The organism is Devosia sp. 67-54 (assembly GCF_001899075.1).
Classification (GTDB): domain Bacteria; phylum Pseudomonadota; class Alphaproteobacteria; order Rhizobiales; family Devosiaceae; genus Devosia_A.
The window spans coordinates 151,495-169,289 of the sequence record NZ_MKVA01000008.1; the positions used below are offsets into that span (position 1 = coordinate 151,495).

Sequence of the window (17,795 nt, forward strand, 5' to 3'; positions counted from 1 at the left end):
TCTCGATGTAGGCTCTGCGGGTGAGACTCCTGCTGGTTGAAGACAATTCATCGCTGGCCACGTGGCTCGCCAAGCTTTTGCAGGGCGAGAACTATGCTGTGGACGCTCTTACGGACGCGGAAAGCGTCATCGCCGGCACGGACCTGGGCCAATACGATATCGCGCTCGTCGACCTCGGTCTTCCAGGGATGAGCGGCCTCGATCTGATCCGGGAGATCCGCCGTCATCAACTCTCCCTGCCCATCCTGATCCTCACCGCCCGGAATGATCTGAAGAGCCGGGTCGAGGGCCTCAATCTGGGTGCCGACGACTATCTGACCAAACCTTTCGAAATCGAGGAACTCGAAGCCCGCATGCGTGCCTTGCTGCGGCGCAGTCATGCACCGGCGCGACGCGAAATCAGCATTGGTCCCTTGACCTTCGATCAGACCGGCCGGGCTTTTCGCCTCGGCGAGACCGACCTGGCGCTATCGCCGCGCGAGGCCGCCGTGCTTGAGGCGCTGATGCGCCGGCAGGGCCAGCCGGTGAGCAAGGAACGGTTGCTCGAGAGCACTTACGGTTTCGACGACGATGTCAATCTGAGCGCCGTGGAAGTCATCGTTCATCGCCTCCGCAAACGGCTGGAAGGATCATCGGTCGTGATCGCGACGCTACGTGGGCTGGGCTATTTGCTGAGGCTGCAGGAATGAAAAGCGGCAGCATCCGGGTCAATCTTCTGGCCTGGCTGATCATTCCGGGGCTGCTGGTGCTCGGCATCGGAGCCTGGTTGTCCTACGAGCAGGCGTTTCGCCTGTCCAACATCGTCACAGACCAGCAGTTGACTGCCTCAGCGCGGATGATCGCCGAGGAGGTCGCCTATTCCGACGACTCGCTGGTCGTGACGATTCCGCCGGCCGCCCTTGAGCTATTCGCCTCGGAAAGCCATGATGAAGTCGCCTATGCCGTCACCGATTCAGCCGGCAATCTCATCGCCGGCTATCCCGGGCTCGACACGCCGACGAAGACTGGCCGCGGCAATTTGCTGTTTTTCGAGACGGTCTTTCGTGACGAAGAGCCGATGCGGGCTGTGGACTTCCTGCAGACGGTCGTCACCCCGACGGGTGGCGTGATCGTGCGGGTTTCGGTCGGCGAGACCCTCAAGGCGCGCAACGCGCTGGTCACGACCTTGTGGATGCGCGGCTTTTTGGAGCAAGGAGCCCTGGTGGTCGCCGGCGCGATCTCGATCTGGTTCGGGATCAGCCGCGAACTGGCGCCGCTGCTGCGCCTGCGCCAGGAGGTACGCGACCGGCGGCCGGACCAGTTCGAGCCCTTCGACGCGGACAGGGTGCAGACCGAAATCCGCCCGCTCGTTCAGGCGCTCAACGCCCACATGGACCGGCTGCGGCAACAGCTCGAGCGGCAGCGGCGTTTCCTCGATAGCGCCGCGCACCAATTGCGAACGCCACTGGCGGTGATCAAGACTCAGGTCAACTACGCGCTCCGCTCACGGGAGCGGTCCGAGATCGACCTCGCCTTGACGGAGGTCGATTCGAACCTGACTTCGATGGCCCGTATGACCAGCCAGCTCCTCACACTGGGCGGTGTCGATCACAACCGAACAGCGCTCCAATCGGAAACGATCGATCTGAGCGATATCGCGCATCAGGTGGTTCTCGAGGCGGCCAGTCGGGCCCTCGATGCCGGCATCGAGATGGCGTTCGATTCCGACGGCCCCGCCGGCGTCGTCGGGTCGGACGTCATGCTTGTCGAGCTCGTGACCAATCTGGTCGAGAACATCATTGCCCATGCGGGTGCAGGAGCCGAGGCGACAATCGCCGTCCGCAGGGGCGTCCGAGACGTGATCCTGCGGGTCGAAGATACCGGCGAGGGAGCTACGGATGAGGACCGAACGGGGCTGCTGCAGAGATTTCGGCGTGGCAGGAATGCTCGGCCAGGGGGTAGTGGGCTCGGCCTGTCGATCGTGTCGGAGGTCGTGGAATCGATGGGTGGGACAATAGACCTTCCAGCGCCCCGTGCAGGCAAAGGATTTGCGGTTGAGGTTCGCCTCCCCGCCGCGGTGAGCTAGCTCGCGCCAGCGCTGTCGACGAAGACGTTGGTGTAGGTCTTGCTCAGATCGACCGGTTTCCCCTTGAGGTTGCCGCGGATCTGGCTGAGCACCCGAAGCACGGTGTCCGGTCCGCCCTCCGGCATTCGCCCATCAGGCGAGAACATCTGCTTTCCCGCCGCCAGGGCGCTGACATAGAGTGCCTTGTCACCGACATAGAAATCCGACGGCATAGCGCCGGCGATGGTCTCGGCGTCGTTGTCGGCGATGAAGTGCAGCGTTCGGACGAGCGCCCGCGCGAGCTTCTGCACGATGTCCTTGTGCGCATCGACCCACGACGTTTCCATGTAGAGGCAGCTCGCGGGATAGGGACCGCCGAACACGGCACTGCTGCCCGCCAGGGTACGCGTATCGACGAGAACGCGCGCCGCGCCGCTGGCGAGCAGGCGCGAAACAGTCGGTTCCGTGGTCATGGCTGCCTGCACCTGATCGTGCGCCATCGCCGCGATGAGGCTATCGCCGGCGCCCACCGGCACCGGCGTGACCTCACTGAGCTTAAGGCCGTTCTGGACCAGCAGGTACGCGGTCAGGAAGTCGGTCGATGACCCAAGGCCCGTGATGCCGACATGCTTGCCCTTGAGGTCTGCGACCGACCGTATCTCGGGATGCTGGCTCGAAACGACTTCCACTTCGCCGGGCGCGAGTCCGAACTGGATGACCGATTGGGTATATTTGCCGAGCGATTGCAATTCGATGGTGTGGTCGTAAAAGCCGACCACCCCTTGCACCGCTCCCGCCAGCATCTCATCGGCCGCCTCGACGCCGGCCGGCTCGCTGAGGAGTTCAACATCCACGCCCGCATCGCGGAAATAGCCGAGGCGCTGCGCAAGAACCACCGGCAGATAGATCTGCTTTTCGATGCCGCCAACCATCAGCGATACGTCCGCCGCCGCCGCGGTGGATATTGGCGCGGCGAAGAGCGACACGGCAAAGAGCATCGTCGCAAGCGGTCTCATGCATCCTCCCCTATCAGAGTCCGCGCAGTGTGGGCGGGGCGATCGGCGGCCCCACGCCGTTTCATTCTCCAGTCATGCCAGCCGAGCGACAGATTTGCCAGCGGACAAATGGCGGGGCGGCCGACAGGGCCGCCCCTTGGATATTACAGACCTTCGGCCTTGATCGCCGCATCGACATATTGGTCGGTGTAGGTCTTGCTGAGATCGACCGTTCCCGTCACCTTGCCGGCCGCCTTCTGGATGTCGAAGACCGTCTGCGGGCCGTTGGCCGGCATCTTGCCGAGGCCTTCGAGGTTGAACTGGCCCCAATCAGCCTTGAGCGCGGCGATGTATTCGTCCTTGGAGACGAGCTGGTTGGAGACGAAGTCCTTGGGCATCACGTCGGCAACGTCGGCAGCGGTGTGCGACTTCATCCACGCGAGGGTGGCGACGAGAGCGTTGACCACAGCCTGCGCCTCCTTCTGGTGGTCCTTCAGCCATTCGCCTCGTACCAGAACGCCGGCCGCCGGATAGTCGCCGCCCAGCCATTTCTGCGTGCCCTCACCGGTCGACAGGTCGATGGCCGAATAGCCGACCTTGAGCTTGGTGATGGCGTTGACCGTCGGCTGGCTGGTGATACCGCAGACCGCCTTGTTGTATTTGAGCGCCGCGATCATTGTCTGGCCCTGGCCGGCAGCGATCTTGGTATAGTCCTTGGAGGTCAGTCCGGCGCGGGTCGAAACGTAGCTGACGAGATCGTCCGTGCCCGAGCCGATGTCGGTGACGCCGACGCTCTTGCCCTTCCAGTCGGCCGGCGTTTTGACGTTGGATCCGGTAGCGCACATGATGCGCTCGCCAGGCGCCACCGCGAGCTGGATGAGGTTGATGACATCCTTGCCCTTCTGCTGGAAGTCGATGGTGTGCACGTACCACGCCCCGGCCATATCGACCTGGCCCGAGATCATTGCATCCTCGGCACCCACGCCGCCCGCCTGCTCGGTGCTGAGCTGCATGTCGACGCCATACTTCTTGAACATCCCCAGGCTCTGCGCCAGCTGATATTCGAGGTAGATCTGCTTATCGATACCACCGACCATCAGGGTGACTTTGGGCAGGGCATCCGCAGCGATCGCCACGCCAGCGAGGCTGCATGTCGCAGCAAGCGCAGTAGTAATCGCAACGAGCGTCTTTTTCGACATAGTCTTTCTCCTCCACGTTGATTTCCGAGGCTTCCGGCTCGGCCCGGTTAGATGCCGGCGATGCTGTTCTCCGACGGCGATTTTGGACGCCAGGCGAGCAGGCGATGCTCCAGTTGCGTCATCAATGCTTCGGCCCCCAAGGCGACCACTCCGATGACCAGCATGGCGCCGAACACGCCGTTGGAGTCGAAGGTGTTCTGCGCCGTGGCGATGACCAGCCCGAGGCCGCCCTGCGAGCCCAGGAACTCGCCGACGATCGCGCCAATGATCGAGAAGCCAAGCGCCACGTGCAGGCTCGCGATGATCCAGGTCATGGCCGACGGGATCACTACATGCTGCACCACCTGCAGGCGCGATGCGCCCAGGATGCGCGCATTGGAGACGAGGTTGCGATCGACGCTGCGCACGCCTTGAAAGGCGTTGAAGAAGACGACGAAGAACACCAGCACCGCGGCCAGCAGGACCTTCGAGGGCAGGCCAAGGCCGAGCCAGATCACGAAGATCGAACCGAGTACGATGCGCGGCAGGGCGTTGATGATCTTGATATAGGGGCTGAAGACGTCCGCGAGGAACGGCACCTCGCCGAGCAGGATGCCGAAGATCACCCCGCTGCCGACGCCGAAGACGAAGCCCAGGAGCGATTCCTCCAGCGTGATCCACAGCTGTTCCCAGAACGAGCCATAGGCGGTGCCGTTGACGAACCAGTCGGCGAGGCGCTGCACGATGCCGAGCGGCGAGCCGAAGAAGAATGGATCGATGAAGCCGACTATCGCGCCCACCTGCCAGAGCCCGAGCAGCAACACGGCGACCGCCAGTTGCGTGGCACGCACGGCAAAGCGCCGGCGCTGGATGCGCTCGCGGGCGGCGCGCGCGATGGTCTGCTCGTCGGTGGATGGCGTGGTGGCGAGCGGGGTGGCCGCCGCGTTGGCCTCGATGGTCATGCCGCACCTCTCTGCCGGTTGGATTCGATCTGTCGGATGTAGGCGCGCTCGACCTCCTCGCGCAGCGACTCCCAGATCTGCTGGTAGAGCTCGAGGAAGCGCTTATCGAAGCGGATCTCCTGCACGGCACCGCGCGGGCGCGGCAGGTCGATGTCGTAGGTCGCTTTCACCGTGCCAGGCCCGGCGGTGATGACCACCACCTTGTCGGCGAGCGCGATCGCCTCTTCGAGGTCGTGCGTCACGAACATCACCGACGGGCGGGACTTCTCCCACAGCGCCAGCAATTCGTTCGACATGATGGCGCGCGTCTGCACGTCGAGCGCCGAGAAGGGCTCGTCCATCATCAGCATGGTAGGTTCGTTGATGAGCGCCGCGGCGAGGCTCACGCGCTTGCGCATGCCACCCGAAAGCTGGTGCGGATAATGCTTCTCGAAGCCCGACAGCCCGACCGTCGCCAGCCAGTCGCGCGCCAACCGCAGCGCCTCCGCCTTGCGGGTGCCGCGAAACATCGGGCCGAGCGCGACATTGGCCTCGACCGATTTCCAGGGCATCAGTGCGTCGGTCTGGAAGACGAAGCTCGCCCCCTTGGTGATGCCCGTGACCGGCTGCTCGTTGACGAGCACCGAGCCTGCGCTGGGCAGTTCCAGTCCCGACGCCAGGGTCAGGGTCGTCGACTTGCCGCAGCCGGTGGGCCCGACGATGGTGACGAACTGGCCGGGCTCGACCGTGAGGTTGATGTCGCGGATGGCCGTCATCGCCGCCCCCGTGGGCGTGACGAAACGCTTGGTCACGCCGATCAGCTTGACGCCGCCGCTTGCACTGGAGGTCATTTCGCTCCCCGAACGGGCGCTGGAAAAAGGATGCAGAAAGTCCTGTCGCCGCGCGCAACGCGCGGGCGGTTGTCCGCAAGCATTGAAGCCTCCCATAGCGTCGGGCCGTTTCGGTCCTCGACGCTCGAACCTTAGGCCGCCAAGCTTTCAGTCACCTTTCAATCGGAGCAGTCGCACGGCACGCGGCCCGACGATTTAATGAGCGTGTAAGGCGGCTGTAAGCTGAAGAGCAGATGCCTACTCCTGCTGGGATTGGGCGGACCCACCAGCGCTCCAGTCATTGCTTCATGGGGCGTTGGGCTCGACTGCAGCTGACCTTGGGTCTTTCATCGGTCCGAGGTGGGGACGCTGCTGGCGTGGCGCCGGCGAGCATGTTTTTCGTCGATGCCAACGTCCCTTGGCTCGTATCGCAGGAACGCAATTCCACTCGTGAACCGTAGTGTACGATCGCTGGCCGCATGACCAAGGTTGGATCATACAGATCTGTAAGAAACCGGACATACGGACGTAAGACCAGGGGCCGAGCCTGGGCTTCCAGAACAGGAGCCCGGAACATGACATCTCGTAGCCTCGCATTCGCCCTGGCACTCTCCGCTGGTGCAGCAATTTCGTTGCCGGCAGTTTCAATTGCGGTCGAAAAGCCCGTCGCTTCCGAGAAGAACCCACCCGGCGACATTCCCGACACCCAGGTCTTCGTCGACTATCAGGGAGCCGGGGTGACCATGAAAGTCCCGGAGGGCTGGGCCCGTGCTGACGAGGCCAATGGCGCGATCTTTTCCGACAAATACAATCGCGTCGAGCTGACGACGCAGACGACCGCGTCGTCCCCCTCGGTGTCGTCCGTGACCAGTCACGAGGCCAAAGATCTCGTCGCCGGCGGGCGGGCCGTGAAGATCATCGCCGTGAAGGAGGTCAAGCTCGACGGAGGTAGGGCAGTACGCGTCGACTATTCGGCCAATTCGGAGCCTAACGCCGTGACGAGCAAGCAGATCCGGCTCGAAGAGGTTCGCTTTTACCTGCGGGGCCCGAGCGGCAAGCTGGCCGTGCTCGATATGTCGGCGCCGAACGGGGCGGACAACGTCGACCAGTGGAACCTGATGTCCAACTCCCTGCGGGTGCAATGAGCGGGGTGGTGCTGGAGGCGTCAGATCTCTACCGCTTCTATCATGTGGGCGAGGAGGAAATCTTTGCCCTGCGCGGCGTCAGTCTCCGACTGCGAAGCGGCGAATTGGTTGCGGTGACCGGGCCGTCGGGCAGCGGAAAGTCGACCCTGCTCAACTGCGTCGCAGGCCTCGACGATCCGGACGGCGGCTACGTCGCAATCACCGGCGAACGGATCAGTCGCGCACCAGAGCGCGTGCGCGCGCGGCTGCGAGCCGAACGCGTGGGCATCATGATGCAGTCCGGCAACCTCTTTCCGCACCTCGCGGTGATCGACAATCTCCGGCTTCAACAGCGGCTTTCGGGCAAGAAGCACTTGCCAGCGCCGGAAGCGCTGCTGGACCGGGTGGGCTTGGGCCATAGAGTGCAGGCTCTCCCAGAAACACTTTCGGGCGGCGAAGCCGCGCGTGCGGGTCTCGCGGTAGCCCTGTCGACGCTCCCGAGTGTCCTGATCTGCGATGAACCGACCGGTGAGGTCGATGAAGCCAACGAGACCGCCATCATTTCACTGCTCAAGCGCGCGCAGGCCGATGGCGCAGCAATTCTGATTGCCACCCACAGTCCTTCTTTGGCCGGTAAGGCGGACCGTATTCTCGAGCTCAACGACGGAGCGGTCGCGTGACGGCGCTCGTGCAGTTCGATCATGTCCGCAAGGATTATCGTGGTGCGTCGGCGCCCGCGCTCATTGACGTGACCTTTGACATCTTCGAGCGCGACCGCATTGCGCTGATGGGACGCTCAGGGAGCGGCAAGTCCACGGTTCTCAACCTGATCGCCGGTTTGGACGAAGCGACGGCGGGAGAGGTGAGATGGCCTCTCTACGGGCATCCTGTGGCCACCGATATTGGACTGGCCTTCCAGTCACCCAGCCTGATTCCATGGCTGACCGTCGAAGAGAACGTGCGGCTGCCGCTGCTCATCTCGACGGTAACTCGGCCGGGCGACGTCCTGGGCCTTTTGTCCCGACTTGGCCTGAGTGATCTCGCCTCGAAACTGCCGTCAGAACTCTCCGGCGGCCAGGCGCAGCGTGTTGCGTTGGCCCGAGCGATGGTGACAACGCCGCGCTTGCTGCTTGCCGACGAGCCGTCCGGCCAACTCGATCATGAAACCGCCAATCGAGTGCTGGATATGCTCGACGGCTGGGCGGACGATTCCGGAACAGCCCTGGTTATTGCCACCCATGATCCGATGGTGGCTGCCTCCACGCAACGATGCTGGACGCTTGACCACGGGCATCTTGCGGAGATCCCGGTATGACCTTGAGTTGGCTCGCAGGCCTGGTGCGAAGTCGGTTCGGACGCATCGCCGGAACCATCGCCTGCCTTTGCCTTGCGGTTGCGATGGTGACCGATCTGGCGGTCTTCATCGACCAAAGCTCGCGGTCGATGACTGAGCGCGCCCTGCTCGGTCTGACCACCGACCTGCAGGTCGAGCTCGTGCCCGGTGGCGACCCCGCAGCCGCTGAGCAGATCATCCGGGGTGCGGTGCCGATCCGGGCAATCGCACAAGTCGGTTATGGCGATGTCGCCGGGTTCGAGCTTCGCGCCGACGGCACAACCCAGACCACCGGTGCCGGTAAGGCGGTGGGACTTGCGACCGACTACTTCAAGGATCGCGGCAATGACATCCGCCTGCTTGCAGGTGACATGTCGGGACCGGTGCTGCTGCAGCAAACCGCTGCCAATCTGCACGCCAAGCCTGGCGATACGGTTACGCTCAAGCTCACGGCGTCGAATACGTCACGGGTAAAAATCACCGGCATCGTCGATCTCAAATCGGCGGATGCCTTCTTCCAGGCCGTCGGAGTGCCACCCGGAGCCGCCCCGGCTGCCCCACCTGACAACGCGATCCTCTTGCCACTCGACGTCTGGCAGCAGCTCTATCCCGCGGGCGGGCCGGGCAATCCACGCACGCAACTGCATGTCGTCATCGATCGAACGATTCTCAGTACCGACCCCAACGACGCCTTTGCCAAGGCAGCGGGCCTCGGACGCAATCTGGAGGCCCGCTTCGCAGGCACAGGAGTGGTCGGCAACAACCTCGCGGCGCAGCTCGACGCAACGCGCGGCGATGCGCTGTACGCCAAAGTGCTGTTTCTTTTTCTCGGTCTGCCTGGGGCAGTCCTTGGGGTGCTCCTTGCTTTCATCATCGTCCGCTCGGGCCAGGAGACGCGCGCTCGCGACCAGGCGCTGCTACGGCTGAGAGGCGCGACGGTCGCACGCCGGCTCGGGCTGATAGCGACGGAGGCGGGCGTTGTCGGCGGTATTGCGGCCATCTTGGGAGTCGGGCTGGCAGTCGCGGCGGCGTCGATCCTCGCCGGGTTCGAGATCGACTCGTTCGGCGTAACTCCGCTCGGTGTCGGTTTTGGCGTCGGCATTGTCCTTTCCATCGCTTCGGCGCTCATCCCCGCACTGATGACAGCACGGGGCCAGTCCGTGATGGCCCTGCGCCGACCCGAGTATCGGGCGCGCACCGCATTGTGGGAGCGGCTCTACCTGGACATTCTCCTGCTGGCCCTGTCGGGCCTGATCTTTTGGAGGACAGCGGCCAGCGGCTACCAGATCGTGCTTGCCACGGAAGGTGTCACGGCGACTGCGGTCGATTACACCGCCTTCCTGTCGCCCCTTCTGTTCTGGATCGGGGCGGGGTTACTGACGATACGGTTGACGCGCCTCGCGCTACGGGGCGGCCGGGCCGTCCTCACCCGAGCTGTGTCGCCCCTCGCCGGGATCGCGGCTCCCTTGGTATCGTCCGCCTTGAGCTGGCAGCGAAACCGCCTGGCGCTCGCGGTCGCGCTCGTCGCGCTTGCGACCGCATTTCTCGTGTCCACAGCGATCTTCAATTCTACCTATGAGGCCCAGGCGCGGGTCGATGCCGAGCTGACCAATGGCGCCGACATTACGGTCACGGGAGCAACGACCACGCCGGCCGGCGCCTACATCGATGCGATCCGCCGGCTGGCCGGCGTGGCGAATGTCGAGCCCATGCAACATCGCTACGCCTATGTTGGCACTGATCTGCAGGACCTTTACGGCATCGACCCAATGAAGATCGGCCGCGCGACGGACTTGTCGAACGCCTATTTTCAGGGTGGAGACGCGGTGGCGACGATGAGCGCGCTGGCGGGCCGAGCGGACGGCGTCCTCGTCTCCGAGGAAACTGTGAACGACTTCCAACTCAGCCTTGGTGACCAGATCAACCTGAGACTGCAGGGACGGGATCACGCCTATCGCGCGATCCCGTTCACCTTTGTCGGCGTGGCGCGCGAGTTCCCGACGGCTCCCCATGACAGCTTCCTTGTCGCCAATGCCAGCTATGTTGCGCAGATGACAGGCGTCGATGCCAACGAGGTGGTGCTGATCCGGGCCACAGGAAACGTCGATGCCGTCAAACGGGGCGTGGCGTCGTTGCTTAGAGGCAAAGGACAGCAGGTAAGCTCGCTGCTCGACGCCGTCCACACGATCGGCACCAGCCTGACCGCGGTCGATGTCAGCGGCCTCGCCCGCATCGAACTGGCGTTCGCCGTTTTGCTCGGGGCCGCGGCCACCGGCCTGAACCTGGCACTCGGCTTCGCCGACCGCCGCCGCGACTTCACTATCCTCAAGGTCTTGGGCGCCAAGGGGCGAACCCTCCGAGCCTTCGTCTGGAGCGAAGGCGGTCTGATCCTCGTCGCAGGGATCATTGCCGGCGCGGTGACGGGGACGATCGTGGCGGAGATCCTCATCGTGGTTCTGCAGGGTGTCTTCGATCCGCCGCCCGAAGCGCCCGCTGTCCCTTGGGTCTACGTCATCGGCGCTCTCGCAGCCCTGGTCTGTGCTGCTGCGATCGCGCTGGCCAATGCAACGTGGCGGGCCGAGCATGCCGCCGTTTCACAGATGCGAGAACTGCGGTGAACAACGCCTTGTGCCTCAATCTCAGCTCGGCGGCAGGTCGAGCGATATTTTCACGCCGGGCGGCTATTGCGGCGACGGTCCTCATGGCGATGTCGGGCCTGCATGCTACCCCGGCGACAGCAGCCTCGGTCTTCCTCGAGGATCAGACCTGGACCGAGTTGCGCGACGAGATCAAGGCAGGCACGACGACGATCATTGTGCCGATCGGCGGGGTGGAGCAAAGCGGCCCGGCGATGGCGCTCGGCAAGCACGACGCGCGGGTCAAGGCGCTGGCGCAAAAGATTGCCGAGCAACTCGGCAACGCGTTGGTGGCACCCGTGGTTTCGTACGTACCCGAGGGGTCGATCAGCCCGCCCACGGCGCATATGAAATTTCCCGGCACGATCACCATCAGCGATACCACCTTCAAGGCGCTGCTCGACTCCTCGGCGCGCAGCTTCAAGCTGCACGGCTTCAAGACCATCGTGCTGATCGGCGATCATGGCGGCTATCAGGCCGACGAAAGCGCCGTCGCCGACAACCTCAATGCCGAGTGGGCAAAGACACGAGTTCGGGTCTTTGCCGACCGAAACTACTACAAAGTCACGCAGACCGGCTACATCGACAAGCTTCTCGCAGCCGGCGTCAAGCGGACCGAGATTGGCACGCACGCCGCACTGGCCGACACGTCCCTGATGCTGGCGGTAGACCCCGCGATGGTCCGGCAGGATCGGCTCGCGGCATCGCCGGCCCTCGGCCCCGCCGACGGGGTCTATGGCGGCGATCCATCGCGATCATCTGCGGCTTTCGGTCAACTTGGCGTCGATCTGATCGTCAGCACCACCGTCGCCGATATCCGCGCCTTTATCGGCAGGCAGCCAAAATGAAGCTCGTGGCAGCAACGCTTGTCACCGCGCTGGTGAGTATTGGACTGGCTGCCGCCGTACCGGCGGCTGACGGTGGACCTGGCAGCGCCATGACCATGCGGGGCGTGGATGCGCCGTCGATCGCGCCGAGCGGTTCGAGCGCCGCCCCGCCGACTCCTGAACCTCCCGCGGCCATCAACATCTACAGCCAGATCGGGGTCGGCCATCTAAGCTGGGCCGTGGTCGCCGACCTGCCTCGCGTGTACGTGCCGAACCACTCGGCCAATACGGTGTCGGTCATCGATCCGTCAACGCTCAAGGTGGTGAATACATTCAAGGTCGGTGTGCGGCCACAGCACGTCATCCCGTCCTGGGATTTGACCACGCTGTGGGTCGCCAACAATGGGCGCGGCAACCGCAACGGCAGCCTGACGCCGATCGATCCGACAACCGGCAAACCGGGGCTACCCGTCAAGGTGCCAGATCCCTACAACATGTACTTCATGCCCGACGGCAGCGCCGCCATCGTCGTCGACGAGGCGCTGCGGCGCCTCGACCTACGCGACCCCAAAACGATGGCGCTCGAGGCGCAGATTCCGACGCCGACCTGTCACGGCATCAACCATGCCGACTTCGCCGCCGACGGCTCCTATGCGATCTTCACCTGCGAGTTCAATGGCGCATTGCTCAAGGTCGATTTGCGCAATCGAGAGGTGCTCGGCACGCTCGCCTTACCCAAAATGTCGATGCCGCAGGACATTCGTCTGTCTCCCGATGGCCAGGTGTTCTACGTTGCCGACATGGCCGCGGACGGCGTCCACCTGGTCAATGGGGAAAGCTTCACAATTGCCGGCTTCATCCCGACCGGTCCCGGCGCGCACGGGCTGACCGTCAGCCGCGACGGAACCAAACTCTACGTGTCCAACCGTGGCTCGCACAGCATGCATCGGGCCAGCAGACACGGACCCGGTAGTGTCAGTGTGATCGACTTCGCCACCAGAGCAGTCGTTGCACAGTGGCCGATCCCAGGCGGCGGCAGCCCCGACATGGGCAATGTCAGCGCCGACGGCAAGCAGTTGTGGTTGTCCGGACGGTTCGACAACGAGGTCTACATGTTCGACACCACCAGTGGGGCCGTCAGCAAAGTGCCGGTTGGGCGCGAGCCGCACGGCCTCGCGGTGTGGCCCCAGCCGGGCCGCTATTCGCTTGGTCACACCGGAAACATGCGGTGATCAATTTCGGTCCAGGCGAGCGGAGATGGCAGCCGCATCGAACGTGCTGAGGGCGACAATGCCCCAGGCCACGACAACGAGTGCCAGACTGATGAAACCCGTGCCGAGGCCCACCCCGCCGCGTTCCGGTCCGACTCCCAGCCAGTCGGCAAAGGACGCGCCAAGCGGCCGTGTCAGGATATAGGCGATCCAGAACGTCGAAATCTCACTGGCGCCCGCCCAGCGGCGTACGACGAGAGGGACCAGGAACGCCGCCAGAAACATGACGCCTGAAACGAAATAGCCGAGACCGAGCGTGGTGGCCGTCATATCACCGGCCGCGGTGCCTAAAGCGAACGTAGCGAGGACCGTCAACCAGTAAAAGCTCTCGCGCCGTCTCGTGTAAATACTGTGAATGGAAAGCGTCTTCTCGACCCACCACCAACAAGCGAACACGATAAGGAGGCCACCGAGAAATACGACCGTGGAAACCAGATAAGGAACACCCAACACAACGTGAATGACATCCGCCACCATCGTCCCAAATACGGCAACTAGAGAAACGGCGATCCAGTAGCGCCATTTGGAGAAGACGGGGATGATCCATTGCACAACGAGCGCGACGGTGAGGGCGACGCCACTAAGCGCGATCACCAACGGGGGATCAAAAGCCCGGACAAGATAATCCGAGGTTGTCTCGCCGAGGCCGGTCGTCAAGACCTTCACGACCCAGAATGTTAGGGCTACTTCCGGGACCTTGGCTGTCTGCACGACGGCATAGCCTACGGTCTCGGCGGTATCGGTCATGGTACTCCCCTTCACAGGGCGTGGCGTTACCACGGCGCGGCGGCGTGGTCATTTTACAGTGTTGTAAGGTCACGTCCCGACGTTGTCTCGGGCCCGCCGTTAACTTCCGATAACCCCTCTGTAAGGCGGGTGTAAGTCCCATGTAAGACGAAGCGCGCACACCAGGGCCGACGTGAGACTTTCGAACAAGCGTTGGAGACCATCATGGGCATCTATGGCGCACTCAGCACCGTCGCCGGGTTGCTGACGCTGGTTTTGATCCTGTAGTGCTGGTCAAGAGGAGCAGCATGCCTGCAACGCCGACCGCTCCGACGATTGCCATCACCGCGCGTACGCCGCTCTATCTGGCAGTGGGGCTGCTGGCGGGCGCCGTGATCGCGCTCCAGATTGCTATCATGCGGGTCTTCGCGGTGGGGAGCTGGGCGCATTTTGGTTCGCTCGTGGTCAGCCTGGCGCTGCTCGGCTTCGGCCTGTCGAGCGTCGTCATCTTCGTCGTACGCGGCTGGTTCGACCGGCATTGGCGCGGCGCCGCCGGCACCGCGCTGCTGTTGCTCGGACCGCTCGCGGTCGCCGCCAATCTCACCGCGCAGGCGGTGCCGTTCAACGCTATCTTCCTCGTCTCCGATCCGAGCCAGGTGTGGCGGCTTGCGGCGAACTTCGTGCTGTACCTACTGCCGTTCCTTGCCGGCGCGATGGTCCTTGGAATTGTGTTCCTGAGGAACCGCGAAGGCTTCGGCCGGGTGTACTTTGCCGATCTCGTCGGCTCCGGCGTCAGCGGCTTCGTCATTCTGATGGCGATGTACCTGCTTCCGCCCGAGCAACTGATCGCCGTGCCGCTGACGCTCTGGATGCTGAGTGCCATCCTCTGGTTCGGCCTGAGCGGGCACGTCTTCGGCAGCCTTGTCTCGTCGGTGCTCGGTATCGCCTGTGTCGGCGCCTATCTCTGGCTGCCGGGGTTAACCGGCATCCCGGACATTGCGACATCGCAATACAAGGGCGTCGCCTATGCGCGGAACTTTCCGGACGGGCACCGCATCTATCGCTCGATCTCGCCGTTCGGCGACCTGCAGATCTACGCCAGCTCCTACATGCACTTCTCGCCGGGCCTGTCAGACAACGCGGCGTTCAACCTACCGGAGCTGCCGGGCAACTCGTTCGTCGCCATGTACATCGATGGCGAGGGACCGGAAGGCATCATGCATGAGCCGCCGGAGGAGGCGAATAACTACTTCCACTACCTGCCGATGGCGTTTCCCTACGTGCTGCGCAGCACGCCCAATGCGTTCGTCGTGCAGTTCGGCGGCGGCATCTCGACCATGGCGGCACTGCATTCCGGTGCGAGGAGCGTCACCATCGCCGAGAGCAACCCGGCGGTGCTGCAGGCCTTCGACGATCCGGCGATCCGCGACGCCAGCAGCAGCATCCTCAGCGATCCGCGCGTGAAGGTGGTCGACTACGACGGCCGGCTTTATCTGAAGCACACCATCAACCGCTACGACGTGATCGACCTGAGCCTCGCGGACTCGGTGGGTCTCTCCAATCCCGGCGGCTTCGCCATTACTGAGAAGTATGCGTACACGCGCGAGGCGATGGTCGACTACATGCGGGCGCTGAGCGACGACGGCATCCTGTCGATCACGGCGTGGAACAAGGAAGAGCCGCCCAAGTCGATCCTGAAACTCTATTCTACCCTGGCCGATGCGGCCAGGCAGTTCGACCCGACGACCGCGTCGCGCTCGATCTTCGTCGCCTCGGGCTATCTGTCGACAACGACGCTCCTCTACCGCAAAGGCGGCTTCACCGACGCGGAGATCGACAAGCTGCGCAAATACACGAGCTCGATGTCGTGGGACGAGATCTACTCGCCCGGCTTTGCCGTCGACGACAGCGTGACGCCGACTATCCTCGCGCAATACGAAGACTCGATCTTCGGCAGCGGCGATGCCGACGCGGCCAACCCGACGACGACCACGACGTCGTCCGAAGTCGCGGACCCGACGCTCGACGTGCCGGACAGCGCCGACAACACCGGCACGGCCGAACCCGCGACCACGCTCGGCCGCCTGTTCTGGTACTGGACACTCGGGGGCGGCGCCATCGAGCACGCGCGCGACTACGTCTTCGACACGCGCCCGCTGACCAACGCTCGCCCGTACTTTGCCGCCTACGAGAAGTTCGACGACCTGCCGCGGACCCTCGACCGGCTCGATCTGTTCCAGGACGATTGGGGTTACCTGTTGCTCTGGGCGACGCTGGGCATCGCTGCGGCGACCGCCACGGTGCTGATCGGGCTGCCGATGCTGATTGGCTGGCGCAGCGTGTTCGCGCGGGCGCCGGGCAAGCTCGGCACCATCGCCTACTTCGCAGCGCTGGGCCTCGGCTACATCACGGTCGAGGTCGGGCTGATCAGCCGCTTCGCCGTGGCGCTCGCCAACCCGACCATCTCGGCCTCGGTGCTGATTTCCGGCATGCTCGTCTTCTCCGGCATCGGCAGCTACTTCTCCGACCGCATCGTCGACGGCGCGAAAGTCATCCTGCCGCTGATCCTCGTCGGCATCGCGGTGCTGCTTTTCGCCTACGGGCTGTTCCTCGATCCGGTGCTCGACAAGATCGGCGCCTTGGCGTTCCCGCTGCGCCTGCCATGCTGCTTCGTGCTGGTTGCGCCGCCGGCGCTTCTCATGGGCTACCCTATGGCGACGGCGATGGCGTGGCTTGCGCGGCTGGGCAAGGACCACATGTTCGTCTGGGCGTGGGGGATCAACGGCTGCTTCTCGGTCGTTGGCGCCGCGGCAGTGCCCATCATCGCCACAACCTTCGACCTTCCGGCGGTGCTCAAGGTCAGTGCGGCTGCTTACCTCATAGCCATCCCCGCATTTCTCGCGGTACTGCAGCCAGCGAGCAGGGCGAGCACGAGCATCTATTAACCGGAGTGCGTACCCACGATCTTGTCGCCCTCGAGCTTGGTGAACGGCACGAAGTTGACGATCGCGCCGCCGTAAATGTCGGACCGCGTCACGGTCACGGCTCCCGCCGTGTCGGTGCGCTTGGTGATCTTGAGCACGTGCTGCGCTCCGGGCGGTCCGATCGGGATGACCATGAGCCCATTGGGCTTGAGCTGCTTGAGCAGATCGGGCGGCACATGGTCGATACCGCACGTCACAATGATCTTGTCGAAGGGCGCAGCGTCCGCCCAGCCATAGTAGCCATCGGCATTCTGGCGCTGAATCGCCTTATACTCGGTGTACCCCTCGGCGATCAGGTCGGCGTAGACGCCGCCGGTACGCTCGAACAGCGGCTTGATGATCTCGATCGAATAGACTTGGTCGGTAAGGTTCGAGAGATAGGCCGATTGATAACCGGATCCTGTGCCGATCTCGAGCACGCGCTCGCCCTTCTGTACATCGATCGAATTGGTCATCCGGGCCACCGAATGTGGACCGGTGATCGTCACGCCAAAGCCGATGTCGAGATAGTGCACCTGATAGGCGCGGGTCAGATTGGGCGCGGTTACGAACCGTTCGCGCGGCACCATTAGGAAGGCTCGCTTGTTGCGAGTGTCCCAGACGTCGTGATGTGCGATCAACTGCAGGAAGCGGTCGTAGCGCTCGCCCAGATAGCCCGGATCCTCCCCTCGGTTCTTGACCATCCAATCGATGAAGGCCTGCCTATCGTCGAAGGGCGGGCTGGCAGTCCAGTCGTAGGGCGTTGGAACAGAAGCCAAGGCGGCGTGAGGGAGGGCGGCTCCTGCGAGTGAAGCTGCTAGAACCCCAATGGCTGTGCGACGACGCATGGCGGCTCTCCCCTTGCAAGTCGCCAGGTTATGCAGTGCTCCTCACAGGAGCCTTTCGGCAAGCTTACAGCGCTGTATG

The 17,795-nt window shown here is 63.7% G+C and carries 15 protein-coding genes; 9 read left to right on the plus strand and 6 right to left on the minus strand.

The features are described from left to right. The first annotated feature begins 20 nt into the window (after positions 1-20). Complete coding sequence (locus tag BGO82_RS13935; protein ID WP_291306211.1) at positions 21-689, plus strand: response regulator transcription factor; 669 nt, start codon at positions 21-23, stop codon at positions 687-689. Continuing rightward, positions 686-2,065, plus strand: a complete 1,380-nt coding sequence (locus BGO82_RS13940) for a sensor histidine kinase (RefSeq protein WP_291306212.1) — start codon at positions 686-688, stop codon at positions 2,063-2,065. Before BGO82_RS13935 ends, BGO82_RS13940 begins: the two co-directional genes overlap by 4 nt. Here BGO82_RS13940 and BGO82_RS13945 read toward each other — a convergent pair. From BGO82_RS13945 to BGO82_RS13960, 4 genes are all read right to left on the minus strand, one after another. Further along, a complete protein-coding gene (locus tag BGO82_RS13945) occupies positions 2,062-3,060 on the minus strand; it encodes an ABC transporter substrate-binding protein (protein ID WP_291306213.1) in 999 nt (332 codons plus the stop codon). The genes BGO82_RS13940 and BGO82_RS13945 overlap by 4 nt on opposite strands. 143 nt (positions 3,061-3,203) lie before the next feature. Further along, entirely contained in the window at positions 3,204-4,175 is a 972-nt protein-coding gene (locus BGO82_RS13950) for an ABC transporter substrate-binding protein (RefSeq protein ID WP_291306214.1), read from the minus strand. A gap of 110 nt (positions 4,176-4,285) precedes the next feature. Further along, complete coding sequence (locus tag BGO82_RS13955) at positions 4,286-5,179, minus strand: ABC transporter permease (protein ID WP_291306215.1); 894 nt, start codon at positions 5,177-5,179, stop codon at positions 4,286-4,288. Continuing rightward, positions 5,176-6,009, minus strand: coding sequence for an ABC transporter ATP-binding protein (locus tag BGO82_RS13960; RefSeq protein ID WP_291306216.1), 834 nt, complete (start codon positions 6,007-6,009; stop codon positions 5,176-5,178). The genes BGO82_RS13955 and BGO82_RS13960 overlap by 4 nt, the downstream gene beginning before the upstream one ends. 554 nt (positions 6,010-6,563) lie before the next feature. On the opposite strand from BGO82_RS13960, the gene BGO82_RS13965 reads away from it, so the two are divergent. From BGO82_RS13965 to BGO82_RS13990, 6 genes are read left to right on the plus strand one after another with little or no spacing between them, the layout of a single operon-like run. Next, on the plus strand, positions 6,564-7,133 hold the full coding sequence (locus BGO82_RS13965) for a hypothetical protein (protein WP_291306217.1): 570 nt from the start codon (positions 6,564-6,566) through the stop codon (positions 7,131-7,133). Next, the gene (locus tag BGO82_RS13970) at positions 7,130-7,792 is read left to right on the plus strand and encodes an ABC transporter ATP-binding protein (RefSeq protein WP_291306218.1); all 663 of its coding nucleotides are present in this window, start codon (positions 7,130-7,132) and stop codon (positions 7,790-7,792) included. Before BGO82_RS13965 ends, BGO82_RS13970 begins: the two co-directional genes overlap by 4 nt. After that, positions 7,789-8,427, plus strand: coding sequence for an ATP-binding cassette domain-containing protein (locus BGO82_RS13975; RefSeq protein ID WP_291306219.1), 639 nt, complete (start codon positions 7,789-7,791; stop codon positions 8,425-8,427). The genes BGO82_RS13970 and BGO82_RS13975 overlap by 4 nt, the downstream gene beginning before the upstream one ends. Beyond that, positions 8,424-11,063, plus strand: coding sequence for an FtsX-like permease family protein (locus tag BGO82_RS13980; RefSeq protein WP_291306220.1), 2,640 nt, complete (start codon positions 8,424-8,426; stop codon positions 11,061-11,063). The genes BGO82_RS13975 and BGO82_RS13980 overlap by 4 nt, the downstream gene beginning before the upstream one ends. After that, the gene (locus BGO82_RS13985) at positions 11,060-11,929 is read left to right on the plus strand and encodes a creatininase family protein (RefSeq protein WP_291306221.1); all 870 of its coding nucleotides are present in this window, start codon (positions 11,060-11,062) and stop codon (positions 11,927-11,929) included. The genes BGO82_RS13980 and BGO82_RS13985 overlap by 4 nt, the downstream gene beginning before the upstream one ends. Then, positions 11,926-13,140 carry a YncE family protein gene (locus BGO82_RS13990; RefSeq protein WP_291306222.1) on the plus strand — a complete coding sequence of 405 codons (1,215 nt, stop codon included), beginning with the start codon at positions 11,926-11,928 and terminating at the stop codon, positions 13,138-13,140. Before BGO82_RS13985 ends, BGO82_RS13990 begins: the two co-directional genes overlap by 4 nt. On the opposite strand, the gene BGO82_RS13995 is transcribed toward BGO82_RS13990, so the two are convergent. Continuing rightward, complete coding sequence (locus tag BGO82_RS13995) at positions 13,141-13,926, minus strand: hypothetical protein (RefSeq protein ID WP_291306223.1); 786 nt, start codon at positions 13,924-13,926, stop codon at positions 13,141-13,143. It abuts the gene before it with no gap. A 287-nt stretch (positions 13,927-14,213) separates the two neighbouring features. Here BGO82_RS13995 and BGO82_RS14000 point away from each other — a divergent pair, with 287 nt between their 5' ends. Beyond that, complete coding sequence (locus BGO82_RS14000) at positions 14,214-16,850, plus strand: hypothetical protein (RefSeq protein ID WP_291306224.1); 2,637 nt, start codon at positions 14,214-14,216, stop codon at positions 16,848-16,850. Here the strand turns inward: BGO82_RS14000 and BGO82_RS14005 are convergent. Continuing rightward, the gene (locus BGO82_RS14005) at positions 16,847-17,716 is read right to left on the minus strand and encodes a protein-L-isoaspartate O-methyltransferase (RefSeq protein WP_291306225.1); all 870 of its coding nucleotides are present in this window, start codon (positions 17,714-17,716) and stop codon (positions 16,847-16,849) included. The genes BGO82_RS14000 and BGO82_RS14005 overlap by 4 nt on opposite strands. Between the last annotated feature and the right edge of the window lie 79 nt (positions 17,717-17,795).

Bases quoted from the DNA above. Each gene is read 5' to 3' on its own strand.
- BGO82_RS13990 (WP_291306222.1), top strand. From the start codon at position 11,926: ATGAAGCTCGTGGCAGCAACGCTTGTCACCGCGCTGGTGAGTATTGGA.
- BGO82_RS13995 (WP_291306223.1), bottom strand. From the start codon at position 13,926: ATGACCGATACCGCCGAGACCGTAGGCTATGCCGTCGTGCAGACAGCC.
- BGO82_RS13970 (WP_291306218.1), top strand. From the start codon at position 7,130: ATGAGCGGGGTGGTGCTGGAGGCGTCAGATCTCTACCGCTTCTATCAT.
- BGO82_RS14005 (WP_291306225.1), bottom strand. From the start codon at position 17,716: ATGCGTCGTCGCACAGCCATTGGGGTTCTAGCAGCTTCACTCGCAGGA.
- BGO82_RS13940 (WP_291306212.1), top strand. From the start codon at position 686: ATGAAAAGCGGCAGCATCCGGGTCAATCTTCTGGCCTGGCTGATCATT.
- BGO82_RS13965 (WP_291306217.1), top strand. From the start codon at position 6,564: ATGACATCTCGTAGCCTCGCATTCGCCCTGGCACTCTCCGCTGGTGCA.
- BGO82_RS13945 (WP_291306213.1), bottom strand. From the start codon at position 3,060: ATGAGACCGCTTGCGACGATGCTCTTTGCCGTGTCGCTCTTCGCCGCG.
- BGO82_RS13955 (WP_291306215.1), bottom strand. From the start codon at position 5,179: ATGACCATCGAGGCCAACGCGGCGGCCACCCCGCTCGCCACCACGCCA.
- BGO82_RS13980 (WP_291306220.1), top strand. From the start codon at position 8,424: ATGACCTTGAGTTGGCTCGCAGGCCTGGTGCGAAGTCGGTTCGGACGC.
- BGO82_RS14000 (WP_291306224.1), top strand. From the start codon at position 14,214: ATGCCTGCAACGCCGACCGCTCCGACGATTGCCATCACCGCGCGTACG.
- BGO82_RS13960 (WP_291306216.1), bottom strand. From the start codon at position 6,009: ATGACCTCCAGTGCAAGCGGCGGCGTCAAGCTGATCGGCGTGACCAAG.